This is a genomic window from Pseudooceanicola profundi (assembly GCF_050897955.1).
Lineage (GTDB): Bacteria > Pseudomonadota > Alphaproteobacteria > Rhodobacterales > Rhodobacteraceae > Pseudooceanicola.
This window is the reverse complement of the sequence record NZ_JBPAXZ010000005.1, coordinates 1-22909: the sequence shown is the minus strand read 5'-3', so window position 1 is coordinate 22909 and position 22909 is coordinate 1. Positions and strand designations below refer to the sequence as shown.

The window sequence follows — 22909 nt, the reverse complement described above, 5'->3', positions numbered from 1 at the left end:
GGCATTCCCCTATTTCTTGAACTGATCGAAGGGCCAAACCATCAGATAGTCTCTGATGTTGCCGTAGAGTTTTCCCAAACCGAGTGGTTCGATCAGAAGGATAATGACGATCAGTGCGCCATAGACTGCGTTCGGGATGTGAGCGAGTGTTTCAACATCGATCTGCATGCCAAGCCCGTCACTCAGCGTGACGACGAGACCATTCACGATACCCGGAACAAGAAGGATCAGGGCAACACCGAAATAGGAACCGATAATGCTGCCAAGGCCGCCAACAATCACCATCGCAAGAACCTGGATCGAAACGGCAACCGAGAATTGCTCGGGTGCGGCGAGAAAGAAAAAGGTGGCAACAAGCAACGCACCGCTGACGCCTGCGATGAACGAAGAAGTCGCGAATGCGAGGATTTTGTAGTAGAAACTGTTCACACCCAGGATCGCGGCCGCAAAGTCTTTTTCCCGGACAGCGACCAAGGCGCGACCGAGTCCAGTACGCTTGAGATTAAGCATGAAGATCGTCACCAACACACACCAGCCGAAGGCGACATAGTAGAAGCCAGTATCAGTGGTAATCTCTTGCCCGAGCAGCGCCAATGTCGGTGACTGGAGCGACGCGTGTGAGCCCCCCGAGATCGCCGGAGAGTGGGTCAGAACCCAGTCCATCACGAATTGCATCGCAAGAGTGGTAAGGGCGAGATACAGTCCCTTGACCCGCAAAGCGGCAAAAGCAAACAGGCTGCCGATCACGGATGACGTCAACCCGCCGATGATCAGGGCGAATTCCCACGGCACCCCGAAACGCGCGGCATGGATCGCCGAATAGGCGCCGACAGCCATGACCGCGGCATAGCCCAGGTGAAGCTGCCCCGCCCAACCTGTCACCAGGTTCAGCCCCAAAGCGGCGGCCGTCCAGATCAGCCAGGGAAGCAAGTAGCTGTTCAGGTAAAGCGACGGAATGATGAACGGCGCGGCAAGACCGATCAGAAAGATGAATGCTGTCAGATTTCTGTCGGCAGGCACCTTGAAGATACGGCTGTCCGAAACGTAGTCGGCGTGATGGACGCCGGAAAGTCTGTAAAACATCCCTTACACCCTTTCGATGTCGTGACGACCGAATAGTCCGTGCGGACGGATCATGACCGTGAGAATGAGCACGGCAGCGACGATAAGCTCACGGCTTCCGCCTCCGACAAGCGGATCGAGGAAATCAGCGCCAATGTTTTCGACGACACCTAGGATGATGCCTGCGATTACGGCGCCAAGGATACTGTCGAGACCACCGAGAACGGCAACCGTCAGTCCTTTGAGAAGCAACAGCGACAGCGCCTGATCGACACCCTGAATCTCACCCCAGATGACGCCAGCGGCGACGGCAACAACGGATGCCAATGCCCAGGACAACCCAACGCCGCGCTCAACCGAGATACCTACCGACCACGAAGCCATGTAATCATCCGCGATCGCCCGCAACTTGATCCCGGTCCGGGTTCGGAAAAACAGCATGAATGCGACAAACAAGGCGAGCGCAACACCGGCACCAACCAGATGGATGCGGCTGATGAAGATGTCGCCCAAAAACAGTGGATCATAGCTGACGCCCAACTCCATCGAACGTGACGTCCCGCCCCAAATCGCAAGCGTTGTACCCCGCAGGAAAATGTCGAGGCCGAGTGTCAGCATCAAGATCATGACGACCGGCCGACCTGCGAGACGGCGCAGAGCAACACGCTCAATGCCGAACCCAAGGCCGAACATGACAACCGCAGCCAGAGGGATGGCCAGCCACAAGGGTAAACCCACATCGCGCGCCAGCGCCAAGACCACATAGGCCCCGACCATGGTCAACCCGCCCTGCGCCAGATTGGGCACCGAAGATGCCTTGTAAATCAGCACAAGGCCGATGGCGAATAGCGAATACAGCAGACCCGTCAAGGCTCCGTTGATCGCAAGCTCTGATAGAAAGACCCAGTCCATTTATACCTCCCTGATGGGAAGGCTTCTTTCGACCTTCCCTACTTCCCCGGTCTCGTAAGTCACCTGCGCGCTTACATGGACCTCTTTTGAACCGTCGTAGAGCGCCGCGATCACGTCGGCATAGCGTTCCTGAACGACCTTCCTCCGCAGTTTTCGTGTCCGTGTGATTTCACCATCGTCCGGGTCGAATTCTTTCGGCAGACTGACAAAGCGTTGCAGGCGCAATGGCTCGGTGACGGCCTTGTTGACCCGTTGGAACGCCTCGCGAAGCAACGTCGCGACCTCTTCACGCTGAGAAAGATCGGCATATGACACGTAAGGTACGCCGTTCACTTCGGCCCAGTGCCCCACGGCCTCGAAATCCACGCAGACCATCGCCGTCAGTTCCTTCAGCCCGGCGCCAATCACGGCCGCATCCTTGATATACGGGCTGAATTTCAACCGGTTCTCGATGTAGTTTGGAACGTAACGTTCACCGTCGGCGGTGTGCATGACCTCGGAGACACGGCCCAGAACAACCAGGTGTCCGTCGTCTTCCAGATAGCCGGCATCGCCGGTATGCAGCCACCCGCCCTCAAGCGCTTCGGCGGTCGCTTCGGGTTTGTTGAAATACCCTTCGAACACGCTGTCCGAGCGCACCAGGATCTCACCGTCTTCGGCAATGCTGACCTCGACGCCAGGCGCCGGTTTGCCAACCGTATGAAGACGGACCTCGCCCGGAGCCTGAATCGCGTTGATCGCGCTGTTCTCGGTCTGGCCGTAGAGCTGACGCAACTTGATCCCCAGGGCGCGGTAGAACACAAAGGTGTCTTCCCCGATCGCTTCACCGCCGGTGAACGCATTCTTTAGGCGGCTCATCCCGAACTGGTCCTTGATCGGTCCGAAAACCATCACCTCGCCCAGAAGCCGGCCCAATGGCTCAAGTACACCGCCGCTTTTGCCATTCAGCTTGTTCATTTCAGCTGCGATGGCCCGATCCATGAAGAAATGGTACAACCATTTCTTGACCGGGGTCGAATTCTCGATACCGACCTGGATCGTCGTCAGCATCTGGTCCCAGCTTCTTGGCGCCGCCAGATAGAATGTCGGAGCGATTTCGCGCATGTCGCGCACAACCGTTTCCTGACGTTCCGGCACGTTCACGGTGAACCGCCAAAGCAGGGCCGCCGCGACGGTAATGGCAAAATCGCCCACCCAGGCCATCGGCAGATAGGCCAGGATTTCCTCGTTTTCGTCGAATGCGCCCGCTGCATGCCCGTTCTTAGCGGCAGCAAGAACATTTTTCTGACTTAGAACGATACCTTTCGGCTCGCCCGTGGTCCCTGACGAATGCATGAAGATGGCCGGATCTTCGGGTTTTGCACGACCGTAAAGCTCTTCGCGCAGGCCGGGGGCTTCATTCAGATCGTGCTGACCGACTTCGATCAGGTGATCCCAGGACATCAGCCCTTCGACCTCATAGAAACCAAGGCCCCGCGCTTCGTCATAAATGATGTGGTCGATCCCCTCGGCGCCCGCGTCCTTCAGCTCCAGGATCTTGTCAACCTGTTCCTGATCTTCGGCGATGGCCGCGACGATTTCGACTTCGCCAAGAAAGTGCCGGAGTTCTTCGAGCGTCGCGCCGGGATAGGCAGGCATTGCATAGGCACCCAGCAACGAAATAGCCAGCATTCCGCCATACAGCCGCGCCCGGTTGTCGCCCAGGATAAGCACCGCCTTGCCCGGTGTTACGCCGATTTTCTCAAGCCCGGCCGCGCAGGCCAGCACCTCTTCGGCGTATTCCGCCCATGTGGTTTCCTTCCAGATCCCACGCTCTTTTTCGCGAAGCGCGATTTCCGAACCGTGTTTCGAGGCGTTCCGCGCCAGAATTGCGCCGATCGTGTCGCTGCCCGAAGACTGTTTCTTCGTCAAATCAGTCATGCGACCCTCCGATATATGCCTCGATGACCCGCGGGTCCTTCACAACCTCCTTGGGGATGCCACTGGCGATCATTTCACCATAATTCAGGGCCAGCATCCGATCACAAATGCCGGTGATGACATCCATATGATGTTCGATCAGCAGAACGCTGACGCCGCGTTCGGCACGGGCATCCAGAATGAAACGGGACATATACCCTTTCTCTTCCTGGTTCATGCCGGCCATCGGTTCATCGAGAATCAGCATCTGTGGCTCGGCCACCAATGCCCGCGCCAGCTCGACCCGCTTTTTCAACCCGATCGGAAGACCATCGACCAACTCATGCCGAATGCTCTCGAGCTGTAGAAACTCGATCACCTCCTCGACGATTTTACGGTTCTCGATTTCTTCACGCTGTGCTGCCAACCAATATAGCGCCGTACGCAAAACGCCTGGGCTCATGTGGATGTGCCGCCCGAGCAGGATGTTGTCCAGAACGCTCATCCCGTTGAACAGAGCAAGATTTTGGAACGTTCTTGCAACGCCGAGCTTGGCAACCTTGTGAGGCGCCGTACCCGTAATGTCGTTTCCTGCCAGCCGGACCCTGCCCTCGTTTGGCGGGTAAAATCCGGTAATTGCGTTTGTTAGCGTTGTCTTGCCGCTGCCATTCGGACCGACAAGTCCAAAGATTTCCCCTTGTCGAATAACGAGGTCAACACCGGTGACAGCGACGATGCCGCCGAACCGTCGCTCGATCCCGCTGCACTCCAGTATCGCCCCATCATCGGCTCCGATTGCTGTTTTAATCTTTGTCGTCATCTAGATCTCATTGTCCCCCTAAGGTTCACGGCCAACATCAGGTAATCCGGAAGTAGTCCGGCCGCCCCGTTGGCCATGGATCCCCCCACAATTGCTGCCCACCGTCGATGTTCAGAACTTCACCGGTTACGAATTTCCCTGAATTGGCCGCCATATAGACAACCCCTTCAGCGACATCCCATTCGTCCCCGGCGTGCCGCATCGGGTTGGAGTCCTGAAATGTCGCAGAACCCTCCGGAGGGTAGTTCCCGAAACCGTTGCTTTCGCAGCAACCCGGCGCGACGCAGTTCACTCGGATATCGTGCGGGGCCCACTCCACCGCAACCGACTTGGACAGGTAAACTACCCCTGCCCGGGCCGCACAGGTATGCGCGATGCCGGGCATGCCGCGCCAGATATCGGCCACGATGTTGACGATGGAGCCTGGTTGCTTGTTGGCAACCCAGTGGCGCGCCGCGGATTGCATCATCCACCAGGTGCCGTTGAGGTTGGTGTCTATGACCGCATTCCAGCCCTTTGGACTGAACTCCAACGCAGCTTGCGGAAACTGACCCCCAGCATTGTTCACCAAAACGTCAATCGCCCCGAACTCCTGGTTCGTCTTGGCGACAAAATCCTCGACCTGCTCAGGCTCCCGGATGGTCATAGGCACAGCGAAAACTTCGCCCCCGAAACTTTCAAGGAACTCCTTGGCCAAAGCCAGTTTCTCTTCGTTGCGTCCATTGATCGCCAGATTGGCCCCGAGCCTTGCGAACAGGGTCGCAATTGCCAGCCCCAATCCGCCTCCAGCGCCGGTCACCACAACGATTTTGCCGGTGAATAAACCGCTTGCGTAAACGGTTGCACGTTTTGATAGGTCCTCCCTCGAAGACCCAAACTGCGTCTTATTCATGACGCCTCCTCCCATTCCCCATTAGGGGCAGTTGCCAGTAATCTAACGAGTGTTAGAAAAATGGTCAAGACACCTTTTCCCACCAGCCCCGCCCGTCATCTCCGATCAGTAAGACTTTGGAAGCCCAAGGGCTTTTTCTGCTATGAACGACAAAAGCATCTGCGGTGTCACCGGTACGATGCGGAACAGCAGAGCCTCCCGTACCAGTCGCTCCACGTGATATTCCTTGGCGTATCCGAATCCGCCAAATGTAATTTGCGCGGCTTCGGTCGCCTCGACCGCGGCGTCGGCGGCCAAAAGCTTGGCAGCGTTCGCCTCGACGCCGCAGGATTCTCCCGCATCGTAGAGGGCTGCAGCGTGCATCACCATGAGATTGGCAGATTCCACCCGCGCCCAGGCTTTGGCGAGCGGATGCTGAACACCCTGATTTTGGCCGATTGGGCGGTCAAAAATCACACGTTCGTTTGCATAATGCGCCGCGCGCGCCAGTGCGTTGCGCGCAATACCGATACATTCGCCGGCCACCAGGACGCGTTCGGGATTCAACCCGTGCAAAATTTGTCTAAAGCCTTTGCCTTCCTCCCCGATCAGGTCCTCAGCCGGAATCGGCAACCCATCGATGAAAACTTCATTCGAATCGACAGCTTTTCGACCCATCTTTTCGATCTCTCGCACGTCAACGAAATTTCGGTCGAGATCTGTATAGAACAGGCTCAGCCCTTCGGTCGGGCTGCTCACATCTTCAAGCCGCGTTGTCCTGGCCAGAAGCAGCATCTTGTGGGCCACCTGCGCGGTAGAAATCCAGACTTTTTGTCCGTGCACGACATATCTGTCCCCCTGCCGCACCGCCATGGTCTTCAGCTTTGTGGTATCCAGCCCCGTCGTCGGTTCGGTCACGGCGAAACACGCCTTTTCGTCACCCGCGATCAGAGGGCCAAGCATACGCGCGCGCTGCTCATCGGTCCCGAACTTCACCACCGGGTTGAGCCCGAAAATGTTCATGTGGATGGCCGAGGCTCCGCTCGCGCCGGCCCCCGACTCGGCGATTGCCTGCATCATTATGGTCGCCTCGGTGATCCCCAGACCCGCGCCGCCGACAGCTTCTGGCATGGCGATACCTAGCCAGCCGCCATCGGCCATTGCCCTGTGCAGTTCATGGGGAAAACCACCGTTGCGATCCCGATCCAGCCAATAGTCGTCGTCGAACCTTCCGCAAATCCGCAGAATCTGGTCGCGAATCTCTTGTTGGTCGGCGGTCAATCGAAATGTCATAGCGCGCGCCCTCCTTCCAATCTTACGAGCCCAGCCTCACATAGGGCCGTGATCCGCTCATCGTTAAAACCAAGATCACGCAGAATGCTTTGGCTGTCTGCGCCAGGCGGTCGTCCCAGCCAACGAAGCTGACCGGGCGTCGCGCTGAGATGAGGGACCGGGCCAATGACCTGAGTCTGTTCGCCAGCGACCGACACGATATCCCCGCGATGGCTTATCTGCTCGTTCGTCGTGATTTCCTCGACACTCAACACACGCGAGGCAACGGCATCATGGCGGGCGAATACCGCCTCCACTTCCTTAGCTGTGTGCTGCATGACAAAATCATTGATCGCATCGAAGACCACCGCCATGTGCTGCGACATCTCGCCAAGTGTCGCAAACCGCGGATCATCGGCAAGGGCGTCCCCGCCGACTGCCCGCAACAGTCGTTGCGCGGTTTCCGCGCTTCCTGCGGAAACGGTCAGCCACACCCCATCGGACGTTCGGAACATCCCCCCCGGAGCAAAGTCCATCGGCTGGCGCAGCCCATTGCGCCGCGGCGAGAGCTTCGCGCCCGTCAATGCGGGAACAGGATAGTCCATCAACCGAAGCAACGCCTCGAACACCGCAAGATCGACGACCTGACCGCGTGCAATGCCCTTTTCGCGAGCAAATAGCGCGATCATGACTCCCAAAGCGCCCATCAGCCCTGTCGTGCTGTCGGCTGCCGGAAACCCGGGGTGCATCGGCGGCCCGTCGGGAAAACCGGTCAGATGTGCTAAACCACTCATGGCCTCCGCAGCACGTCCAAACGCTGGCACGTCGCGCATCGGACCGTCCTGTCCGTAACCTGAAACCCGCAAGACAACCAAGTCCGGGTTCCAATCGTGCAGGACGTCTGGCCCAACACCAGCACGTTCTAGCACACCCGGACGGAAATTTTCGATCAGCACGTCGGCATCTTCAACCAACCTGCGCAGGATGTCCCGGCCCTCGTCGGACTTCCAGTCCAGGCCTAGTGTTTTCTTGTTGCGGCCCAAAGTCTTCCACCAGACGCCCACCCCATCCTCTGCCTTGGGTCCAAGGTCGCGCATCATATCCGTCCGGTTGGGGGCTTCGATCTTGATGACATCTGCACCAAAATCCGAGAGTAAAGCTGCCGCAAGTGGTCCGGCAATTACGTGACCAAGTTCTATAATCTTCAGTTGATCAAGGGGTCTAGACATCTGCACTTTCGACTCTGCTAATTTTCTAATGGTTGTTCGATTGCTAGCAAAGGCGAAGTCTGACCTCAAGATTCAAAGGTAATCACCTCCCCGAAAACGTAGCCGCCCGGTTGTTACCATGGATCAGTTCATTGGCGTCCAGTTCCATGGAAGCGGTTCGTTGAGCGGGTTGGTCATGTGATTGTGGATGCGGTCGAGGATTTCGGCCAGCCAGGCTTGCGGATCGTGGCCGTTCATCTTGGCTGTCTCGACAAGGGACATCGCCCGGGACAGCGTTTCGCCACCGCTGTCGGAGTGTGCGAAAAGCCAGTTCTTTCGCCCGATGCTGATCAGGTGATGTGATCCCCGAAAACTGGACCGGTTTGGCTTAGAGTTTTCCGCACGAATGAAGCGACACCCATCTTTGGACCAGCGGCGGGCAGAGTTTTCCGGCTATTGACCTGCTACCCGATGCTGGACCACCCGGGCGGGCGCTTCCGGTCATTCCGCGGTCAGTGAGGGCCATCTGCCACCGACCGATCCATGAGCTCTATCGGTGGCTTGTTGCCGATCGAGCTGTGTGGGCGAACTTCGTTGTAGTCTCTGCGCCAAGCCTCGCATTTTCGGGCCGCGTCGTCGAGGGTCATGAACCAGTGGGCACTCAAGCACTCCGCCCGGAACTTGCCGTTCAGGCTCTCGATGAAGGCATTGTCCGTCGGCTTCCCGGGACGCGAGAAGTCCAGGGTGACGTCCCGCTGGTAGGCCCAGAGATCAAGGTCGCGGGAGACGAACTCGCTGCCTTGGTCGACCCGGATCGTCCTCGGCAGGCCGATTTCGGCGCCGACCCGTTCGAGCACCTCAATCACGTCCGGGGCGCGGAAGCTGAACCGGGGCACGATTGCCGGGGCGTAGCGGCTGAAGGTGTCGACGATCGTCAGAACCCGGATCTTCGTGCCCGTCGCGAGTTGGTCGTGAACAAAGTCCATGGCCCAGGTCTCGTTGCTGCGAACTGCCGGGCAGCGGTCCTCGCGCAGGTTCGCCTTGACCCGTCGCTTCGGCGTCTTGTTCCTGAGCTGCAAGCCTAACGCCTTGTAAAGGCGATAAACCCTCTTCTGGTTTATGGCCCAGCCTTCGCGCCGCAGCAGGACATGGATGCGCCGGTAGCCGTAGCGTATCCGTGTCGCTGCGATCTCCTTGATCCGTTCCATCAGTGCGGCCTGCGAGCGGCGCCTGCCTTTGTAGTGGTAGCTCGATCGCTCGGCGCGCAGCACCTGGCAAGTCCGCCGGATGCTGACCTTCCAGGTCGCCCGAACCTCATCGACGAGCTGGCGCCGCCGCGCAGGCCCTACAGTTTTTTTGCCAGCACGTCCTGCAGCATCGCCTTGTCCAGGCTCAGGTCCGCCACCAGCTTCTTCAGCTTGCCATTCTCGTCCTCAAGCTGCCGCAGCCGGCGCATCTCCGACGGCATCAGCCCGGCATACTTCTTCCGCCAAGCATAGAACGTCGCCTCACTGATCCCGGCCTTCCGGCACACCTCGCCGATCACCGTGCCCTCTTCCGCCTGCTTCAGGACGAACGCGATCTGCGCCTCGCTGAACTTCGATCTCTTCATGTCAGCTCTCCGATTCCCGGCCCGATCCTAAACTGGAAAATCCCAGCTCGATCCGGTCCAGGAAGCGGGAAGCAGGTCACTATGATCGGGGTGACGGGCTGGTTGCGCCTCCCGATTTCGTCAGCAGGATCGGCGGTTTGTTCCCGATCGCGCTGTGTGGCCGTTCGTCATTGTAGTATCTCCGCCAAGCCTCCACTTTTTCGCAGGCATCCGCAAGGTTCATGAACCAATGTGTGTTCAGGCACTCCTGCCGGAACCGTCCGTTAAAGGCCTCGATGAAAGCGTTATCGGTCGGCTTACCGGGCCGTGAGAAGTCGAGGATCACGCCGCGCTGATAGGCCCAGAGGTCCATGTCGCGGGAGATGAACTCGCTACCCTGGTCGACCCGGATCGTCTTCGGATAGCCGATCCGGCGGCACACCCGATCCAGGGTGGCGACCACGTCTTCCCCGCGATAACTGAACCGAACATCCAGCACCGGCGAATAACGCGAGAACGTGTCCACGACCGTCAGGACGCGCAGCTTCTTGCCCATGGCAAGCTGGTCATGCGCATCTACCGCCTGCAGACTGAAGACGGGGAACGCGCTATCGGCCGTCTGGTCAGTCAGGAGCAGCTTCTCAATGTCTATGCGCGCTTGGGTCTCGATTGTCAGATCGAGATGACGCCGCAGGAGGTGTTCGGCGCGGTCATGGACGCGAAGACGACCCTGAGCCTCCTTGGCGGCTACCAGCTGCGCCGCTCGCTGGTCATGGGTCAGCCGAGGCTGGAATTGAACAGCGCGTCGGGCACGGCCCTGCCTGCACTGAAGGCGATGGGCTGTTTCACCGAGGTGATCCAGTGGAAGACGCGGGTGTTCATCCCGGTGGATGGCACCGAGGTGCTGGTGCGGGTTCTCGCGGAGTATCCTGTTGGCGGCAGTGCAGCGGATGCCGCAGCATGAGCGCGGGGCGCAGTATCGCGGACCTCTCGGCCGATCTGGCAGACCGGGCCGAGAGCTTCTGCCGCCAGTATTTCCCCGAGGGGCGCAAGCAGGGCAATTATTGGCAGGTTGGTGACACTTCGGGCGCAAAGGGGCAGAGCCTTGCCATCCGGCTCCAGGCCCAGGGTGGGCGCAAGGCCGGGTCCTGGACCGATTACGCGACGGGTGAATATGGCGACTTGATCGACCTGCTGCATGAACGGCTTGGGTCGATCACGCTCAAAGAGACGCTGTGGGAGGCCCGGTCTTTCCTTGGCGAGGCCCCCTGCCCGGCCGTGCCGCGAGACACCCAAACCCGTGAGCAACCAGATGCCGCCTCGAGCAAACGCATCGCGCGGACGCGCAAACTCTTTGCCGCTGGCAAGCCGGTCCTGGGCACCCTGGCCGCCACCTATCTGCAGGGGCGTGGCATCACACGGCTGGGTTCGGCCCTGCGCTATCACCCACGGGTCTTCCTGCGGCACGGCACGGACGACGCCGATCCGCCGCAAAGGGCTCCTGCCCTGCTCGCGAAGATCACCGATATTCGCGGCCAGATCACTGGATGCGCGCGGTTCTATCTAGACCCGTCCACCGGCGGTCTGGCCGGGATCGAGAGCCCGAAGCGGATCCTCGGGCAGCTTCACGGCCATGCCATCCGCTTCTGGTCCGGCACGGGCCGCTCTGATCTCATCGTCGGCGAAGGTCTCGAGAACACCCTTTCGGTGGGCACCGCTCTCCCCGAGTTCGATCTCGCCTCCTGTCTCACCGCCACCCATCTCGGGCTGTTCATCCCGCCGCCGGGGATCAAGCGTATCTGGATCGCGCGGGACAATGACGAAGCCGGACGTAACGCATGAAAGAGATTTCGTAACCAACTGGAATCTCGGGGAATTACCTGTGGTGATCTCGTGCCAAACATGGGCGATTTCAACGACGATTTGCAGGCACTTGGCAAGGATACGCTGCGCCGGTCGCTGATAGAGGCCATGAAAGCACAAGGTCTGGAGATCGAGGACGGGTGACCGCCACCATCCTCTTGGATGTCCAACAGGGCAAAGGTTCCGCGGGTTCGATCTGATCCCGTTTGGATATTGGGAGCGATGGACCGGCGGGTCGGGGCTGAGTGCCCCTCGCCCGGGCAGCAATGCGCCGCTACCCGGAAAATTCCCCTGAGCCTTCGGCTCATTCCTCGCGGGACCAATTTTCCGGCCCGCGGCGCATTCTCCGCTTCGCTCCGATCCTGACGGATGCGGCCCGGTCGCCGCCGGTCCTGGTATCGCCCCATCCAAATCGGGTCAGATCAAACAGAGGAACCAGACAATGCCCCATCAGACAGACGTCCAAGAGGAAACCGGCGTGACCTCCGCCATCCTCGACCACCTCGCACTTCACGGCGCAACGCCAGGGCCCGGCGAGACCGATCACCGCCCCCTGCCCCAGCCTGACGAGGTCGAGCTCGCCATGGCGGCGCTCTTTGACACCACCACCGGCCTCATCACCGGCAGCCAGTTGGAAGACAATCTCGAAGAGATGCTCTGGTCCCTGACCTCAATCTTCCATCGCCGGCTCACCCATATCCAGAAGCTGCTCGACGACAACGAATTCGAGGTCCGGGAAAGTCTGGCCATCCAGGACGGCTCAGAGGTCGCCTCGGTCGAACTAGAGCGCCTCCAAATGATCGGGCTCAAACTCTGGGACCATCGCGACGCTTTCGAGCAGATGCGCGATCTGGCCGTGGACCACTTTTCGGCCGCCACGGGTTCACCCTGGCTGCCCCGCACCGGATCCAAGGTCTCGCATCGCGGCCTGACTTCCGCCGTGGTGGACAGCCGGGCCTACCTCTCGGCCAAGCGACGCAAGGAGACAGAGGTACACTGCCCCGAAGGCACGCGGATCGCCTTCTCGGGCGGGGGCTATCACGCCTACGATCTGATCTGGTCCGTGCTCGACGCCACGCACGCCAAATTCCCCGACATGGTGCTGCTGCACGGCGGCACGCCGAAAGGTGCCGAGATGATCGCGGCCCGCTGGGCAGATACTCGGGGCGTCACCCAGGTAGTCTTCAAGCCCGACTGGAAGAGCCACGGCAAGGCGGCTCCCTTCAAGCGCAATGACAAGATGCTCGAGACCATGCCGCAGGGTCTGATCGCAACGCCCGGTTCGGGCATCACCGAGAACATCGTCGACAAGGCCCGCAAGCTCGGGATCCGCATCAAGAGGATCGGGGCTTAGGCCCCGGTTCTACCATGACATCAGTCAGAGCACACTGTGCGGTTCGCTCTATGAGTGCGCAGAGCTGCGCACTTCTGCGGGATTTGGTCTGTCAGACCGCCGTGAGTGTTAACACCATTTCTAACTGGCGGCTGTGGCGAGACCCTCTGAAGCCTCCTGACGCTCACGTCGTCCGGTCGTCAGCGGGATATTCGCCGAAAGGCAGCCCATGTCGGCCAGGAAACTGACCAATCCGACGATCGTCTTGAACTCGCGCAATTTGAAGACGCTACGGCTCGTGACAAGCATCTTCGCATCCTGGCCATCCTACGTCACCGCGTGCACGGCCCAGGCGCCATGCCAACTGTTGTGGCGCTTCCCGGCAGTCTGGTTGCAGATCACCTCGATGAGGTAGCCATCTGAGTGCAGATCGCGCAGGCCATCCTCGGTGACCACATTCGGTGTTGCGCCGTCCAACAGCTTATCCTCTTCACTTATGCCGACACGTATCGGGATTGGAGCGGGCCCGAGCTTCTACCCGATCTTCCGAGTCGCATGCGTCGTTTGCTCAGTTTCGCAATCCCATACGGGACATCTTCGAAGTTCGCAACGCGGCCGGGATTGAAGCCGTCGGGAACAGATGCGCGTGTCTTCGCCCTGGCATTTCATCTTCTCCTGCCTGTCAGAGCACTCTCTGCTTGAGGCCCCTAGTGACCCGACCGAGGAGCTGAATACGGGCCGGTGTCGCGTTGCGATAGGTCGTGGTGTGTATCGAAAGATCTGGCGAGCCTGTGCAAAGGACGCATCGGCGTTCCTGGCTGTCGGCAGTTCACCCAGTTTCCTTCGCGGCCGCCGCACTTCTCCCTTTGTCTGAGTTGCATGACATGCTGGTCGCAGCTGTCGTCCCGTCCAAAAGGTTGTCACCGATCTTTTTCCCCTGTCCCTGCGGGCCATTCCTCGCGAGGCAAAAAGACCGGCGCCTGCCCCTCTCCGCTGCGCTCCGCCTTCGGTGTGGCCGGGCCTTGCCCGCTGCAAGGTGACCATCATTGCAACGCAAACAAGGAGAAGAGCGATGACCACGAACTGCATCAAATTCACCAGCGCCGACATCGAAACCGCCAAGGGCGTCGGCTCCATCTCGACCCTGACCTTCGACCTCGACATCACGGTCGAACCCGTCGCAAGCGTGAACCCGATGGCCCCCACGCACCGCGTCCTCGGCCGCTCCCCGCGCGGCAAGCTGGTCGAGTGCGGCGGCATCTGGAAGAAGCAGAACAAGGAGACCGGCGCCGACTACTATACGCTGACCATCCGCGACCACGGCTTCAACGCCAACCTCGGCAAGGCCGCGAACCAGAACGATCTGTCCCTGCAGGCCGTCATCCCTTGGGGGCCGAAAGACGCTGCGTGACGTAAAGAATCGGCTGGGACAACCCAGCCGATTTCCTCTGTTTCCCTTCGCGCTGAAACGCATTCCCCACATTTTGGAGCCAGTGGTTGGTCCGCTTGGTGGAAGCAACCGATCACTGAATTGGCGCAAGGTGATGATGATGCAATCCGCTTCGGAGGAGACGGGTTCGTAGTTCCCCTAGCGCCATGAGGCTTCCAGCATCTTGCATTTTGACAGCCGTGCAGCGGTGAAAAAAGAAACAAAAACAGATAGTTGAATGTAACTGGCGCGAAGTTAAAGTTGACTACACATCCGAGCGAGTGACAGTTTCCCCAAGATATTGGGTAGCTACATTCCTCGATCGCTATACTTTGTCGAGGCATCTAGGCACGCTGGTAGATTGGGTAAGATCTAACCGCCGGGCGAAAATCGTTGTTAAGACTCAGTTTTCCGTGTAGATGACACTTTAATGAGCGAAATCGCTGAAAAAGCGATATTTAGAGGACAGGCGGATGCGAGAACGGTCTTTTGCGGCTGATACGAAGGATCAACCCTTCGACGAGATCATCCTACAGCAAGGAGAGTTGATTTCCGACCGCCTCAATATGTTGCGGCAGGAACAGTATCCTCCGGACGCCCAAAAAGGTCTACGTCAGTTTTCATTGGCCGAGGTTGCTTACTATCTCGGCGTGACGCAGTCGACCATCAAGAAGCTTCATCTCGAAGGCAAAGGTCCTGAACCTGAAACATCATCGTCCGGGAGGCGCAGCTACTCGGCCGAGCAGATGCTGGAACTGAGAGCTTATCTCGACAAGCATGGCCGCCCCGGAAAACGCCGTTATGTCCCCTATCGGCAGCCTGGTGAAGAACTGCACGTCGTGTCCGTCGTGAACTTCAAAGGAGGAAGTGGAAAGACCACTACCGCCGCCCACCTCGCGCAGCACTTGGCGTTGAAAGGGCATCGAGTTCTTGCGATCGACTTGGACCCTCAGGCCTCGCTCACAGCTTTGCATGGCATTCAGCCTGAACTCGACGACGTGCCTTCGCTCTACGAGACACTTCGCTATGATGACGAGCGTAAGCCGATCTCAGAGGTGATCCGGCCAACGAACTTTCCCAACCTTGATATCGTGCCGGCAAGTCTCGAGCTTCAAGAGTACGAATACGATACCCCGGTTGCTTTGACGAGCAGCGATCCCCACGAGGGCCGTACCTTCTTCACTCGCATATCGAAGGCGCTTAGCGAGGTTGATGACCGCTATGACGTGGTTGTGATCGATTGCCCTCCTCAACTGGGCTACCTCACGCTCACTGCTCTCACGGCTTCTTCCTCGGTCATTGTGACAGTCCATCCTCAGATGCTGGACGTCATGTCGATGAGCCAGTTTCTCCTGATGCTGGGCGGAATCATGAAGACGATCCGTGACGCTGGAGCGAACATGCGCCTGAAGTGGTTCCGTTACCTGGTAACGCGATTTGAACCAACGGACGGTCCCCAAAAGCAGATGGTTGGGTTCCTCCAGGCGATGTTCCCAAATCAGATGCTGTCGGCTCCTGTGCTGAAGTCTACGGCGATCTCCGACGCTGGGATTACGAAGCAGACGCTTTACGAAGTTGAACGGTCTCAATTCGTGCGGACTACTTATGACCGCGCAGTGACATCTTTGAATGACGTGAACGATGAAATCGCCGAACTGATCCACAAGGCTTGGGGGCGTGAATGACTAAGGTTTTGACAGCCGTGCAGAGAGCTAGTTTTGACAGCCGTGCAACTGTCGAAATGCGCGCGGCGCTTTGGTTGGATTTGGACGAAAAGGAGATGGCTTGATGGCTCGCAAAGACCTCCTGAAGAGCGTTATGGCGGGCTCGCCGGAGCAGCCCAAGGATTCCGGTCGCTCTGGATACGCAATGCGCGGTGCTTCGAAATCGATGAAGGTTTCGATTGATAGCCTTGCGGAAAACTCGAAGCGTCTCCTTGAAGGTGAAACCATTGTCGAGATCGATCCGCAATTGATCGATGTGTCATTCGTTTCGGATCGGCTTAGTGATGACGATGTTGCTTTCGACGAACTGAAAGCATCGATCGCAGCGGGTCGCCAGGACACGCCGGTACTGCTTAGACCGCATCCGGAAGCGGATGGCCGCTATATGATCGTCTTCGGGCATCGCCGTGTGCGCGTTGCATCGGCGCTCGGCCGTAAGGTTCGCGCAGTTGTAAAACCAATGGACGATGTGGCCCACATTCTTGCTCAAGGGCAGGAAAACACTGCGCGCGCAGACCTCTCTTTTATTGAGAAGGCCCTTTTTGCGAAGAGCCTCTTGGATATGGGACAAGCAAAGGACGTGATCCAGTCCGCACTTACCATCGATGGGACGTTGCTTTCACGGATGCTGTCAGTGGCGCAGAACGTCCCTAGGTACGTCATCGAACAGATTGGGCCGGCCAAGCAGATTGGGCGTGATCGCTGGGAAGACTTCAAAAAGTTGGCTTCGGAACCATCGAATGACAAGATCCTCGAGGGAGCTCTGGAGTTCGACGGGTTTCAGAACCTCGACAGTGATGCTCGCTTTGAGTTCCTGCATAGCAAGCTGGCAGAAGCGGGTAGGGTGCCGAAGCGCCGAAAAACGCGTGCCGCGCCCAAGAAACGAACCTGGACTGCCGGCAAAGGCCGCATCAAGGGAGTCATCGGTCGTTCCGGAAAGGCATTCAGCATTTCGCTTACGGCACAAGATTCAACCGAGTTCGGAGACTTTCTCTCGGGTCGGCTTGATCAGCTGTACAGCGAATTCCTCGCGACGAAAGAGGAGCAGTCAGAACAATGATCTAGGCAAAAGAAAAGCCCCCAAGCAGCGTGGCCTGAGAGCTAATCTGAAAAGTTTGGTCGCTTAGAAGATATCTCTCCCGCGAATCACTGTCAACAAGAACGCCACTTCGGCGAACGGCTTTCTTTTGCCTCCACATAACTGGAGGTGAGAAACAGGCATGAAGCATACAGGTTGGCGCAAGCCGACACCGGGTCTTGGCATTGCAGAGCAGCTTGCCCAAGCCGGTGAACAGGTAGCTGTACCCAAAACGCGGGCCTTCGTGGCCGTGAAGCGGGTCGGAGCCTACATTGGCCTCAAGGCGGGGGACATGATGCTCCTCGACACGCTCGGGGCGTTTACCCAGGCCCAGGACTGGGAGGAGGGTCAGCGCCCGATCGTCTGGGCATCGAACGCCTATCTGATAGAGCAGACGGGCTTCTCGCTTTCCGCGCTGAAACGCCATGCGCGGCGCCTGGCCGAGATCGGCGTGATCTCCTTCCAGGACAGCCCGAACGGCAAGCGTTGGGGCCGTAGGGACGCTGAGGGGCGCATCGTGGAGGCCTATGGCTTCGATCTGTCGCCGCTCGCAGCTCGCGTCGAGGAGTTCGAGGAACTGCATAGCGATTTGCAGGCCGAACGCGAGCTCTGCCAGCGCTTGAAGCGCCAGATCACCGTGGCACGCCGGATGATCCGCGCGCGGATCGAGACCGCCGTCAGCAGCGCGCTGCGCGGTCCTTGGACGCAATTCACAGGCCTCTTCGAGGAGCTTCTTGATCGGCTTCCGCGCCGTCATGAAGCCTCTGAGCAACTTGCGCGGTTGCTGACCTGGTTCAAGGAACTTCAGGAGCGCGTCGAAGCGGCCTATCTCAAGGCAACCGAGGTCGTTCAACCTGTGGAAAACGCGCCCGAAGCCAAGGAACAAGTTCCCGAGAAGACTCAAGAAATGAACCCCAGGGAGGTCATTTCTGACCCTCATATACTAATTACAAACCAACTTGATCCTGTAACTCGTAATTCCTCAGAAAATGAGGAAGTCGCGGCCGTGGTGCCCAATGCTCAGCCCGAAGATCAGGTTGACAGGGAGCTGGAAGAGTGGGTGGCTGAAGTCCGCAAGAAGCGCGCGGCACTGGATCTGCCCACAGTGATGCAGGCCTGTCCCGAATTCGCGTCCTGGGCGCGTAATATGGGCGGCTTCCTGAAGGATTGGGGCGATCTGCACCGGGTTGCCGGGCAGCTCAGGCCGATGATCGGGGTGTCCGAGCATGCGTGGAACGTGGCGCAGGATCGATTGGGCAAACAGGTGGCGACAGCAGCGCTGGCGCTTGTCTTCGAGAAGCATTGCGCAGGGGAAGTTTCCTCGCCGGGCGGCTATCTGCGTGGCATGGTCGAGAAGGCCGGGGCAGGGGAGCTGCATCTCGAGCGCAGCTTCTATGGCAGGATCAGCGGGCAGGCGGCGTGATGGGGCAGGGGGGTCAGAGACCGGCAGCTTTAGTCAGGTTCACGCGGAACCGGTCGCGCCTACGCTGGTAGCGTCGGGTCATCTCTGCGGAGGCGTGCCCGAGCTGCTTCTGGACGTATCGTTCGTCTACTTCCGCCGAACTGGCGAGGCCGGCGCGCAGCGAGTGGCCGGAAAACAGCGCTAGGCGTTCCTTTTCTGGCAGCTCGGAACGGATGCCGGCTTCCAGGACGGTGCGTTTGATCAGGCGGGCCACATGCTTGTCGTTCAACCGCGTTTCGGTTGCCCGTTTGCCGTCCCGCGACGTGCCGACGAAGACCGGGCCGAAGTCGATCTTCGCAAAGTGCAGCCATTGATCGAGGGCATGGACAGGGCAGGTCTGATCCTTGGAGCCTCGACCGATCTCGACTTCTCGCCAACCGGTCTTGGCGTTGAGGGCAAGGAGGGCGCCTTTCTCGAATATCTCGATCCAGCCGCCGGAGTCCGGCGTATCGTCTTTGTGTACGTCGAGGCTGACGATTTCCGAGCGGCGCAGGCCTCCGGCATAGCCCAGCAGCAGGATCGCCCGATCCCGCAGGCCGCGCAGGTCGAAAGGAAGGGTGGCCACCATCGCGAGGATGTCCTCGGCCAGGATGGCTTCCTTCTGAACCGGCGGTCGCGCGTGCTTGCGCTTGATGCCGGCCAGCACCGTCGCGATGTGTCGGTTCTTGCGATCGAGGGTGAAACCGCGTTGAGCATAGTTCCAGGCGAGACCCGAGAGCCGCCTGTCGATGGTCGAGACCGAAAGGGCGGGGGAAGGGCCAGACCCGGACGCCAGATCCGCGAGATAAAGCCCGATTATTTCAGGAGCGGGCGGCAGCGGCTCGGCACCCTTCATCCGGCACCAGCGAGCAAAATGTGCCCAGTCCTTTGAATATGCCTTCAGCGTGTTCTCAGACGCAGCTGCGCGGGCATAGTCGCGGGCGGTATCGACCAGCCGGTCAAGCGTGCCGGAACCCGCTACAAAGGACGGCAGGGTCAAGGCGTCGCCGTCAGGGCGATCTCTCTCGTTGTCCTCGTTGGACAAAGACCCGTTCGGCGCTTCCGAGCTCGATTTCTCGGTGCTTTCTGACTGTCGTTCTTGTTCCATTAGTGGACACTAACGTATTGATATCATTGTGTTCATGTTCTTGTTTCATTCCCGGATTATAGTTTCATTATCGGACATAAGACACTTATTTTCCGGGTTTGGCCATGGTGGATCGAGCAGACATCAACGCCGTCGACGATGCTGCGTGGGAACAGGCGGTTGCGCGGGAAGCTGTGATACGCCGCCTTGCAAGCAAGGCGCCACCGAACCGTGCCGAATTCCTAAAGGCCTGCCGCGATCTTGGTCTCAAGCGCTCTCGCCTGTACGAATTGATCTCAGCGTACAAGGCGCGCCCGGTCGCCAGTTCGTTGTTGGCGGCTCAGGTTGGGACACCGACGGGCAGCCGTCGGCTGCCTGACGAGATCGAAGCGGTGATTTCGGGGGCGATCGAGGAGTTCTACAAGTCCCTCCAGAAGCCGAGCATCAACGCCCTACAAAAGGAGGTGCGCAGGCGGTGCAGTCAGAGGGGTTTGCGTCCCCCGTGCTGGACCACGCTGCGGGACCGTGTGGCGGCGATAGATCCGGCGGAACTCATGGCGGCGCGTGAGGGCGCTAAGGCCTCTCGCCAGCGCCATCACCCGGTGTCAGGCAGCTATCAGGTCGAACGGGCCTATGAGGTGGTTCAGATCGACCACACGTTGGTGGATGTCATCGTCGTGGACCGGGTTCATCGGAAGCCTTTGCAACGGCCCTGGCTGACCCTTGCTATCGACGTCGCCAGCCGCATGGTGGCAGGGTTCTATCTGACGCTGGAGCCGCCATCAGCCTTGTCGGTTGCACTGGCCATTCAGCACTTGGTGCAGCCCAAATTCGACTGGCTGGAGAGCTTGGGGATCGACGCAGACTGGCCCGCCGAGGGATTGCCGGAGACCATTCACGTCGACAATGCCAAGGAGTTCCGCTCAAAAGCGATGACGCGGGGCGCCGAGGAGCACGGGATTTCGTTGCAGTATCGGCCGATCGGGGCGCCACATTACGGCGGTCACATCGAGCGGCTGATCGGCACGATGATGGGGGCGGTCCACCTGCTGCCGGGATCGACCTTCAGCAGCATCAAGGACCGCGGCGACTATGATTCCGTGGGCAAGTCGGCGATGACGCTCGACGAGCTGGAGCACTGGTTGGCGCTGGAAATCACCCGTTATCATGCCGAACGGCACCGCTCGCTCGGCATTCCGCCAGTCGCGGCCTGGAACGAGGCCTATGGGCGGCGCGACGCACCATTGCGCCGGCCTTACGATCCCGAGGGGTTCCGGATCGACTTCCTGCCGAGCACGGAACGCATGGTACGCCGCGATGGCATCCATCTCTTCGGCCTGCGGTATTGGGACGATGTCCTGAGCCTCTGGGCTGGTCGGCAGGACCGGCAATTGCGCGTGACCTACGATCCTCGCGATCTCTCGACGATCTTTGTGCTTGGCCCCGAAGGCCGGCGCTATGCTGTTCGGTTTGCGGATCTGCGCCATCCGTCGATCACCCTTGTGGAGCATCGCCGCGCGCAGGCGATTTTACGCGCGCGCGGGCGCGCGCTCGAGGACGAAGACCTCATATTCGCGGTGATCGAGGAACAGCGTGCCCTGGTTGATGCGGCCAGCAGCAGGACACGGGAGGCCAGGCGGTTTTCCGAGAGATGGGACCGAGCGCTTGGTGGGGTAGGGGCCTACGAGGCTGTAGATGCCGGTTCGGAGCCCAAGGAAAGCGAGAATGTGCTCCGGGACCACCCGGGGTTCGAAGTCGAGGAATGGTCGTGAACGAAGGCATCGCATTTGCACATCTCGATCCGACCTACCGCCGGTTTGCGGCGCTGACGGATGAGGAGCGCATCGCCTGGATCCGGGCTGACCGTTGGATCGGTTTCGATCAATCCGCGGCGGCTCTGGCGCGTCTGGAGAACCTATTGACCTATCCGCCGCGGGACCGGATGCCCTGCCTGCTGATTTATGGCGATACAGGCATGGGCAAGACCAAGATCGTCCGCAAGTTCGAACGCGACCACCCGCCGAAGTTCAGCCAGGTGACCGGCGTCGACCACCGCCCGGTGGTTGTTGCGCAAGTGCCATCCGAACCGATTGAACGCGATCTTTACCGCGAACTTCTGGCCGCCATGGGCGCTCCTGCGATGACAGGCGGCACGCTCGCCCGCGAGAAGGATATCTGCCGGTCGTTGCTGCGGACCGTAGGGGCTAAGATGATCATTCTCGACGAAGTGAACGGGATGCTTGCCGGTACCTTTCGGCAGCAGCGCATCTTTCTCAATGCGATCCGGTTCCTGGCTAATGACCTTCGGATTCCACTGGTTTGTGCCGGAACGGATCTTGCGCGCCAAGCCCTGCTGACCGATGCGCAGCTGGCTGAGCGGTTCGAGGCGTTCCATCTCAAGCCCTGGCTGAACGATACCGCCTTCGCAGGGCTCCTGAAAAGTTTTGAACGCATCCTGCCTTTGCGCGAGGCATCTGATCTGATCAGTGGGGAGGCCAGAGAGCGGATTCACAAGCTGACCTCCGGTGTGACGGCGCGCATCTTCCGCCTGATAGAGACGGCGGCGGAAGATGCGGTTCGGTCGGGTAAGGAGCGCCTCGACGCGGATAGTTTTGGCGACAACCTGGTGCTGCCGCTGGTCTCGATGACCCAGACCGCTCGGCGGCGGGGGAAGCCCGTGCAGCAACGGGTCGTGGCATGATGGTGCCGGCCAGACTGCCCGTCGCGTCGCGACCGTTCATGGACGAACTGCTTTCGTCCTGGGTGGCGCGGGTTGCCGCGCGCTACGGGGCGGAGCCCCTTGAGCTGATGGTGTACCTGGCGGGGCAGGGGGGTAAGGACGCAGGCGCGCGGCAGGTTGACGATGTGGCGCCGGATTTGGGGCTGCTCAGGCTTTGGGCGAAGGCCTGCAGGATCGATCCGGAACGGCTTCGTCGCAGGTCACTGGCTTCCCGATATCCTGCTCGGCCTCTGGACTGGTTTTTGACCGAGACAGTGCCGGTCTGCCTTGCCTGTTTCGATGCGGATGTCGCTACCGGTCGCGATGCCTATCTGCGGGGGCATTGGCGATTGGCGGAGCAGGTGGTTTGCCAGTCGCACCGAACGATGCTTCTGGATCGCTGCCCCGCCTGTCGTGGTGGCCTGCGGCTTACTTTTCGCATGCTGAATGGCCTGCTGCGCCCCTACTGTCGCAAGTGCTGTCGGTCTGCCGGAATTTCTGAGACTGCGTTCCATTTGTTTTCAATGACTTGCCTGTGTCGCATTTCTGAAACCGATTCAGGGTATGTGAGACTGGACGCCGATTTGAGTCACCATTGGT

General features: G+C 59.5%; 21 protein-coding genes and 2 pseudogenes. 10 read left to right on the top strand and 13 right to left on the bottom strand.

Annotated features, from left to right (window positions below):
• Window positions 1-9 precede the first annotated feature (9 nt).
• The 10 genes and pseudogenes from ACRARG_RS19500 to ACRARG_RS19455 all read right to left on the bottom strand — a co-directional run.
• Window positions 10-1083: a branched-chain amino acid ABC transporter permease gene (locus tag ACRARG_RS19500; protein WP_100931415.1), complete on the bottom strand. Its 1074-nt coding sequence runs from the start codon at window positions 1081-1083 to the stop codon at window positions 10-12.
• Between the two features lie 3 nt (window positions 1084-1086).
• Window positions 1087-1974 carry a branched-chain amino acid ABC transporter permease gene (locus ACRARG_RS19495; protein ID WP_100931416.1) on the bottom strand — a complete coding sequence of 296 codons (888 nt, stop codon included), beginning with the start codon at window positions 1972-1974 and terminating at the stop codon, window positions 1087-1089.
• Entirely contained in the window at window positions 1975-3894 is a 1920-nt protein-coding gene (locus ACRARG_RS19490; protein WP_088652431.1) for an AMP-dependent synthetase/ligase, read from the bottom strand.
• Window positions 3887-4693, bottom strand: coding sequence for an ABC transporter ATP-binding protein (locus ACRARG_RS19485; protein WP_258095910.1), 807 nt, complete (start codon window positions 4691-4693; stop codon window positions 3887-3889). Before ACRARG_RS19485 ends, ACRARG_RS19490 begins: the two co-directional genes overlap by 8 nt.
• 37 nt (window positions 4694-4730) lie before the next feature.
• Window positions 4731-5585, bottom strand: coding sequence for an SDR family oxidoreductase (locus ACRARG_RS19480; RefSeq protein ID WP_028095203.1), 855 nt, complete (start codon window positions 5583-5585; stop codon window positions 4731-4733).
• Window positions 5586-5690: 105 nt separating this feature from the next.
• Complete coding sequence (locus ACRARG_RS19475) at window positions 5691-6857, bottom strand: acyl-CoA dehydrogenase family protein (RefSeq protein WP_028095202.1); 1167 nt, start codon at window positions 6855-6857, stop codon at window positions 5691-5693.
• Window positions 6854-8065 carry a CaiB/BaiF CoA transferase family protein gene (locus tag ACRARG_RS19470; RefSeq protein ID WP_035367056.1) on the bottom strand — a complete coding sequence of 404 codons (1212 nt, stop codon included), beginning with the start codon at window positions 8063-8065 and terminating at the stop codon, window positions 6854-6856. The genes ACRARG_RS19475 and ACRARG_RS19470 overlap by 4 nt, the downstream gene beginning before the upstream one ends.
• A 123-nt stretch (window positions 8066-8188) precedes the next feature.
• Window positions 8189-8395, bottom strand: a pseudogene (locus ACRARG_RS19465) (transposase domain-containing protein); the annotation flags it as partial.
• 161 nt (window positions 8396-8556) lie between these two features.
• A protein-coding gene (locus tag ACRARG_RS19460; RefSeq protein ID WP_088652433.1) for an IS3 family transposase occupies window positions 8557-9656 on the bottom strand; the annotation gives its coding sequence in 2 pieces (ribosomal slippage) (window positions 8557-9404 and window positions 9404-9656; 1101 coding nt in all).
• A 79-nt stretch (window positions 9657-9735) separates the two neighbouring features.
• Window positions 9736-10206 (bottom strand): annotated as a pseudogene (locus tag ACRARG_RS19455) (integrase core domain-containing protein); the annotation flags it as partial.
• Between ACRARG_RS19455 and ACRARG_RS19450 the strand changes: the two are divergent.
• The 3 genes from ACRARG_RS19450 to ACRARG_RS19440 all read left to right on the top strand — a co-directional run bounded on the left by ACRARG_RS19450 (window position 10204) and on the right by ACRARG_RS19440 (window position 12852).
• Entirely contained in the window at window positions 10204-10599 is a 396-nt protein-coding gene (locus tag ACRARG_RS19450; RefSeq protein ID WP_028095338.1) for a hypothetical protein, read from the top strand. The pseudogene ACRARG_RS19455 and the gene ACRARG_RS19450 sit on opposite strands and share 3 nt — an antisense overlap.
• Complete coding sequence (locus ACRARG_RS19445) at window positions 10596-11477, top strand: DUF7146 domain-containing protein (protein WP_229861749.1); 882 nt, start codon at window positions 10596-10598, stop codon at window positions 11475-11477. The genes ACRARG_RS19450 and ACRARG_RS19445 overlap by 4 nt, the downstream gene beginning before the upstream one ends.
• Before the next feature lie 463 nt (window positions 11478-11940).
• Entirely contained in the window at window positions 11941-12852 is a 912-nt protein-coding gene (locus tag ACRARG_RS19440) for a DUF2493 domain-containing protein (RefSeq protein ID WP_028095337.1), read from the top strand.
• A 120-nt stretch (window positions 12853-12972) separates the two neighbouring features.
• Here the strand turns inward: ACRARG_RS19440 and ACRARG_RS19435 are convergent, their stop codons facing one another.
• Together ACRARG_RS19435 and ACRARG_RS19430 are read right to left on the bottom strand one after the other, a co-directional pair.
• Window positions 12973-13140, bottom strand: a complete 168-nt coding sequence (locus ACRARG_RS19435) for a hypothetical protein (protein WP_229861748.1) — start codon at window positions 13138-13140, stop codon at window positions 12973-12975.
• Between the two features lie 18 nt (window positions 13141-13158).
• Entirely contained in the window at window positions 13159-13308 is a 150-nt protein-coding gene (locus ACRARG_RS19430) for a hypothetical protein (protein WP_229861747.1), read from the bottom strand.
• 595 nt (window positions 13309-13903) lie between these two features.
• Between ACRARG_RS19430 and ACRARG_RS19425 the strand changes: the two genes are divergently transcribed.
• The 4 genes from ACRARG_RS19425 (at window position 13904) to repC (ending at window position 18485) form a co-directional block, all read left to right on the top strand.
• Window positions 13904-14242: a DUF736 domain-containing protein gene (locus ACRARG_RS19425; RefSeq protein ID WP_028095336.1), complete on the top strand. Its 339-nt coding sequence runs from the start codon at window positions 13904-13906 to the stop codon at window positions 14240-14242.
• 491 nt (window positions 14243-14733) lie between these two features.
• Window positions 14734-15945: a plasmid partitioning protein RepA gene (repA, locus tag ACRARG_RS19420; protein WP_009574268.1), complete on the top strand. Its 1212-nt coding sequence runs from the start codon at window positions 14734-14736 to the stop codon at window positions 15943-15945.
• A gap of 103 nt (window positions 15946-16048) precedes the next feature.
• The gene (gene repB / locus ACRARG_RS19415) at window positions 16049-17044 is read left to right on the top strand and encodes a plasmid partitioning protein RepB (protein WP_028095335.1); all 996 of its coding nucleotides are present in this window, start codon (window positions 16049-16051) and stop codon (window positions 17042-17044) included.
• A 160-nt stretch (window positions 17045-17204) separates the two neighbouring features.
• Window positions 17205-18485 (top strand): plasmid replication protein RepC, encoded by a 1281-nt coding sequence (gene repC, locus ACRARG_RS19410; RefSeq protein ID WP_432691761.1) that lies wholly within the window; start codon window positions 17205-17207, stop codon window positions 18483-18485.
• Window positions 18486-18498: 13 nt separating this feature from the next.
• Here the strand turns inward: repC and ACRARG_RS19405 are convergent, their stop codons facing one another.
• Window positions 18499-19611, bottom strand: coding sequence for a tyrosine-type recombinase/integrase (locus tag ACRARG_RS19405; RefSeq protein ID WP_432691760.1), 1113 nt, complete (start codon window positions 19609-19611; stop codon window positions 18499-18501).
• Window positions 19612-19715: 104 nt separating this feature from the next.
• On the opposite strand from ACRARG_RS19405, the gene ACRARG_RS19400 reads away from it, so the two are divergent.
• From ACRARG_RS19400 to ACRARG_RS19390, 3 genes are all read left to right on the top strand, one after another.
• A complete protein-coding gene (locus tag ACRARG_RS19400; protein ID WP_432691759.1) occupies window positions 19716-21362 on the top strand; it encodes a TnsB C-terminal domain-containing protein in 1647 nt (548 codons plus the stop codon).
• The gene (locus ACRARG_RS19395; RefSeq protein ID WP_432691758.1) at window positions 21353-22291 is read left to right on the top strand and encodes a TniB family NTP-binding protein; all 939 of its coding nucleotides are present in this window, start codon (window positions 21353-21355) and stop codon (window positions 22289-22291) included. The genes ACRARG_RS19400 and ACRARG_RS19395 overlap by 10 nt, the downstream gene beginning before the upstream one ends.
• Before the next feature lie 38 nt (window positions 22292-22329).
• Window positions 22330-22909: TniQ family protein (locus ACRARG_RS19390; RefSeq protein ID WP_432691757.1), on the top strand; the 580-nt coding region annotated here is incomplete at its 3' end.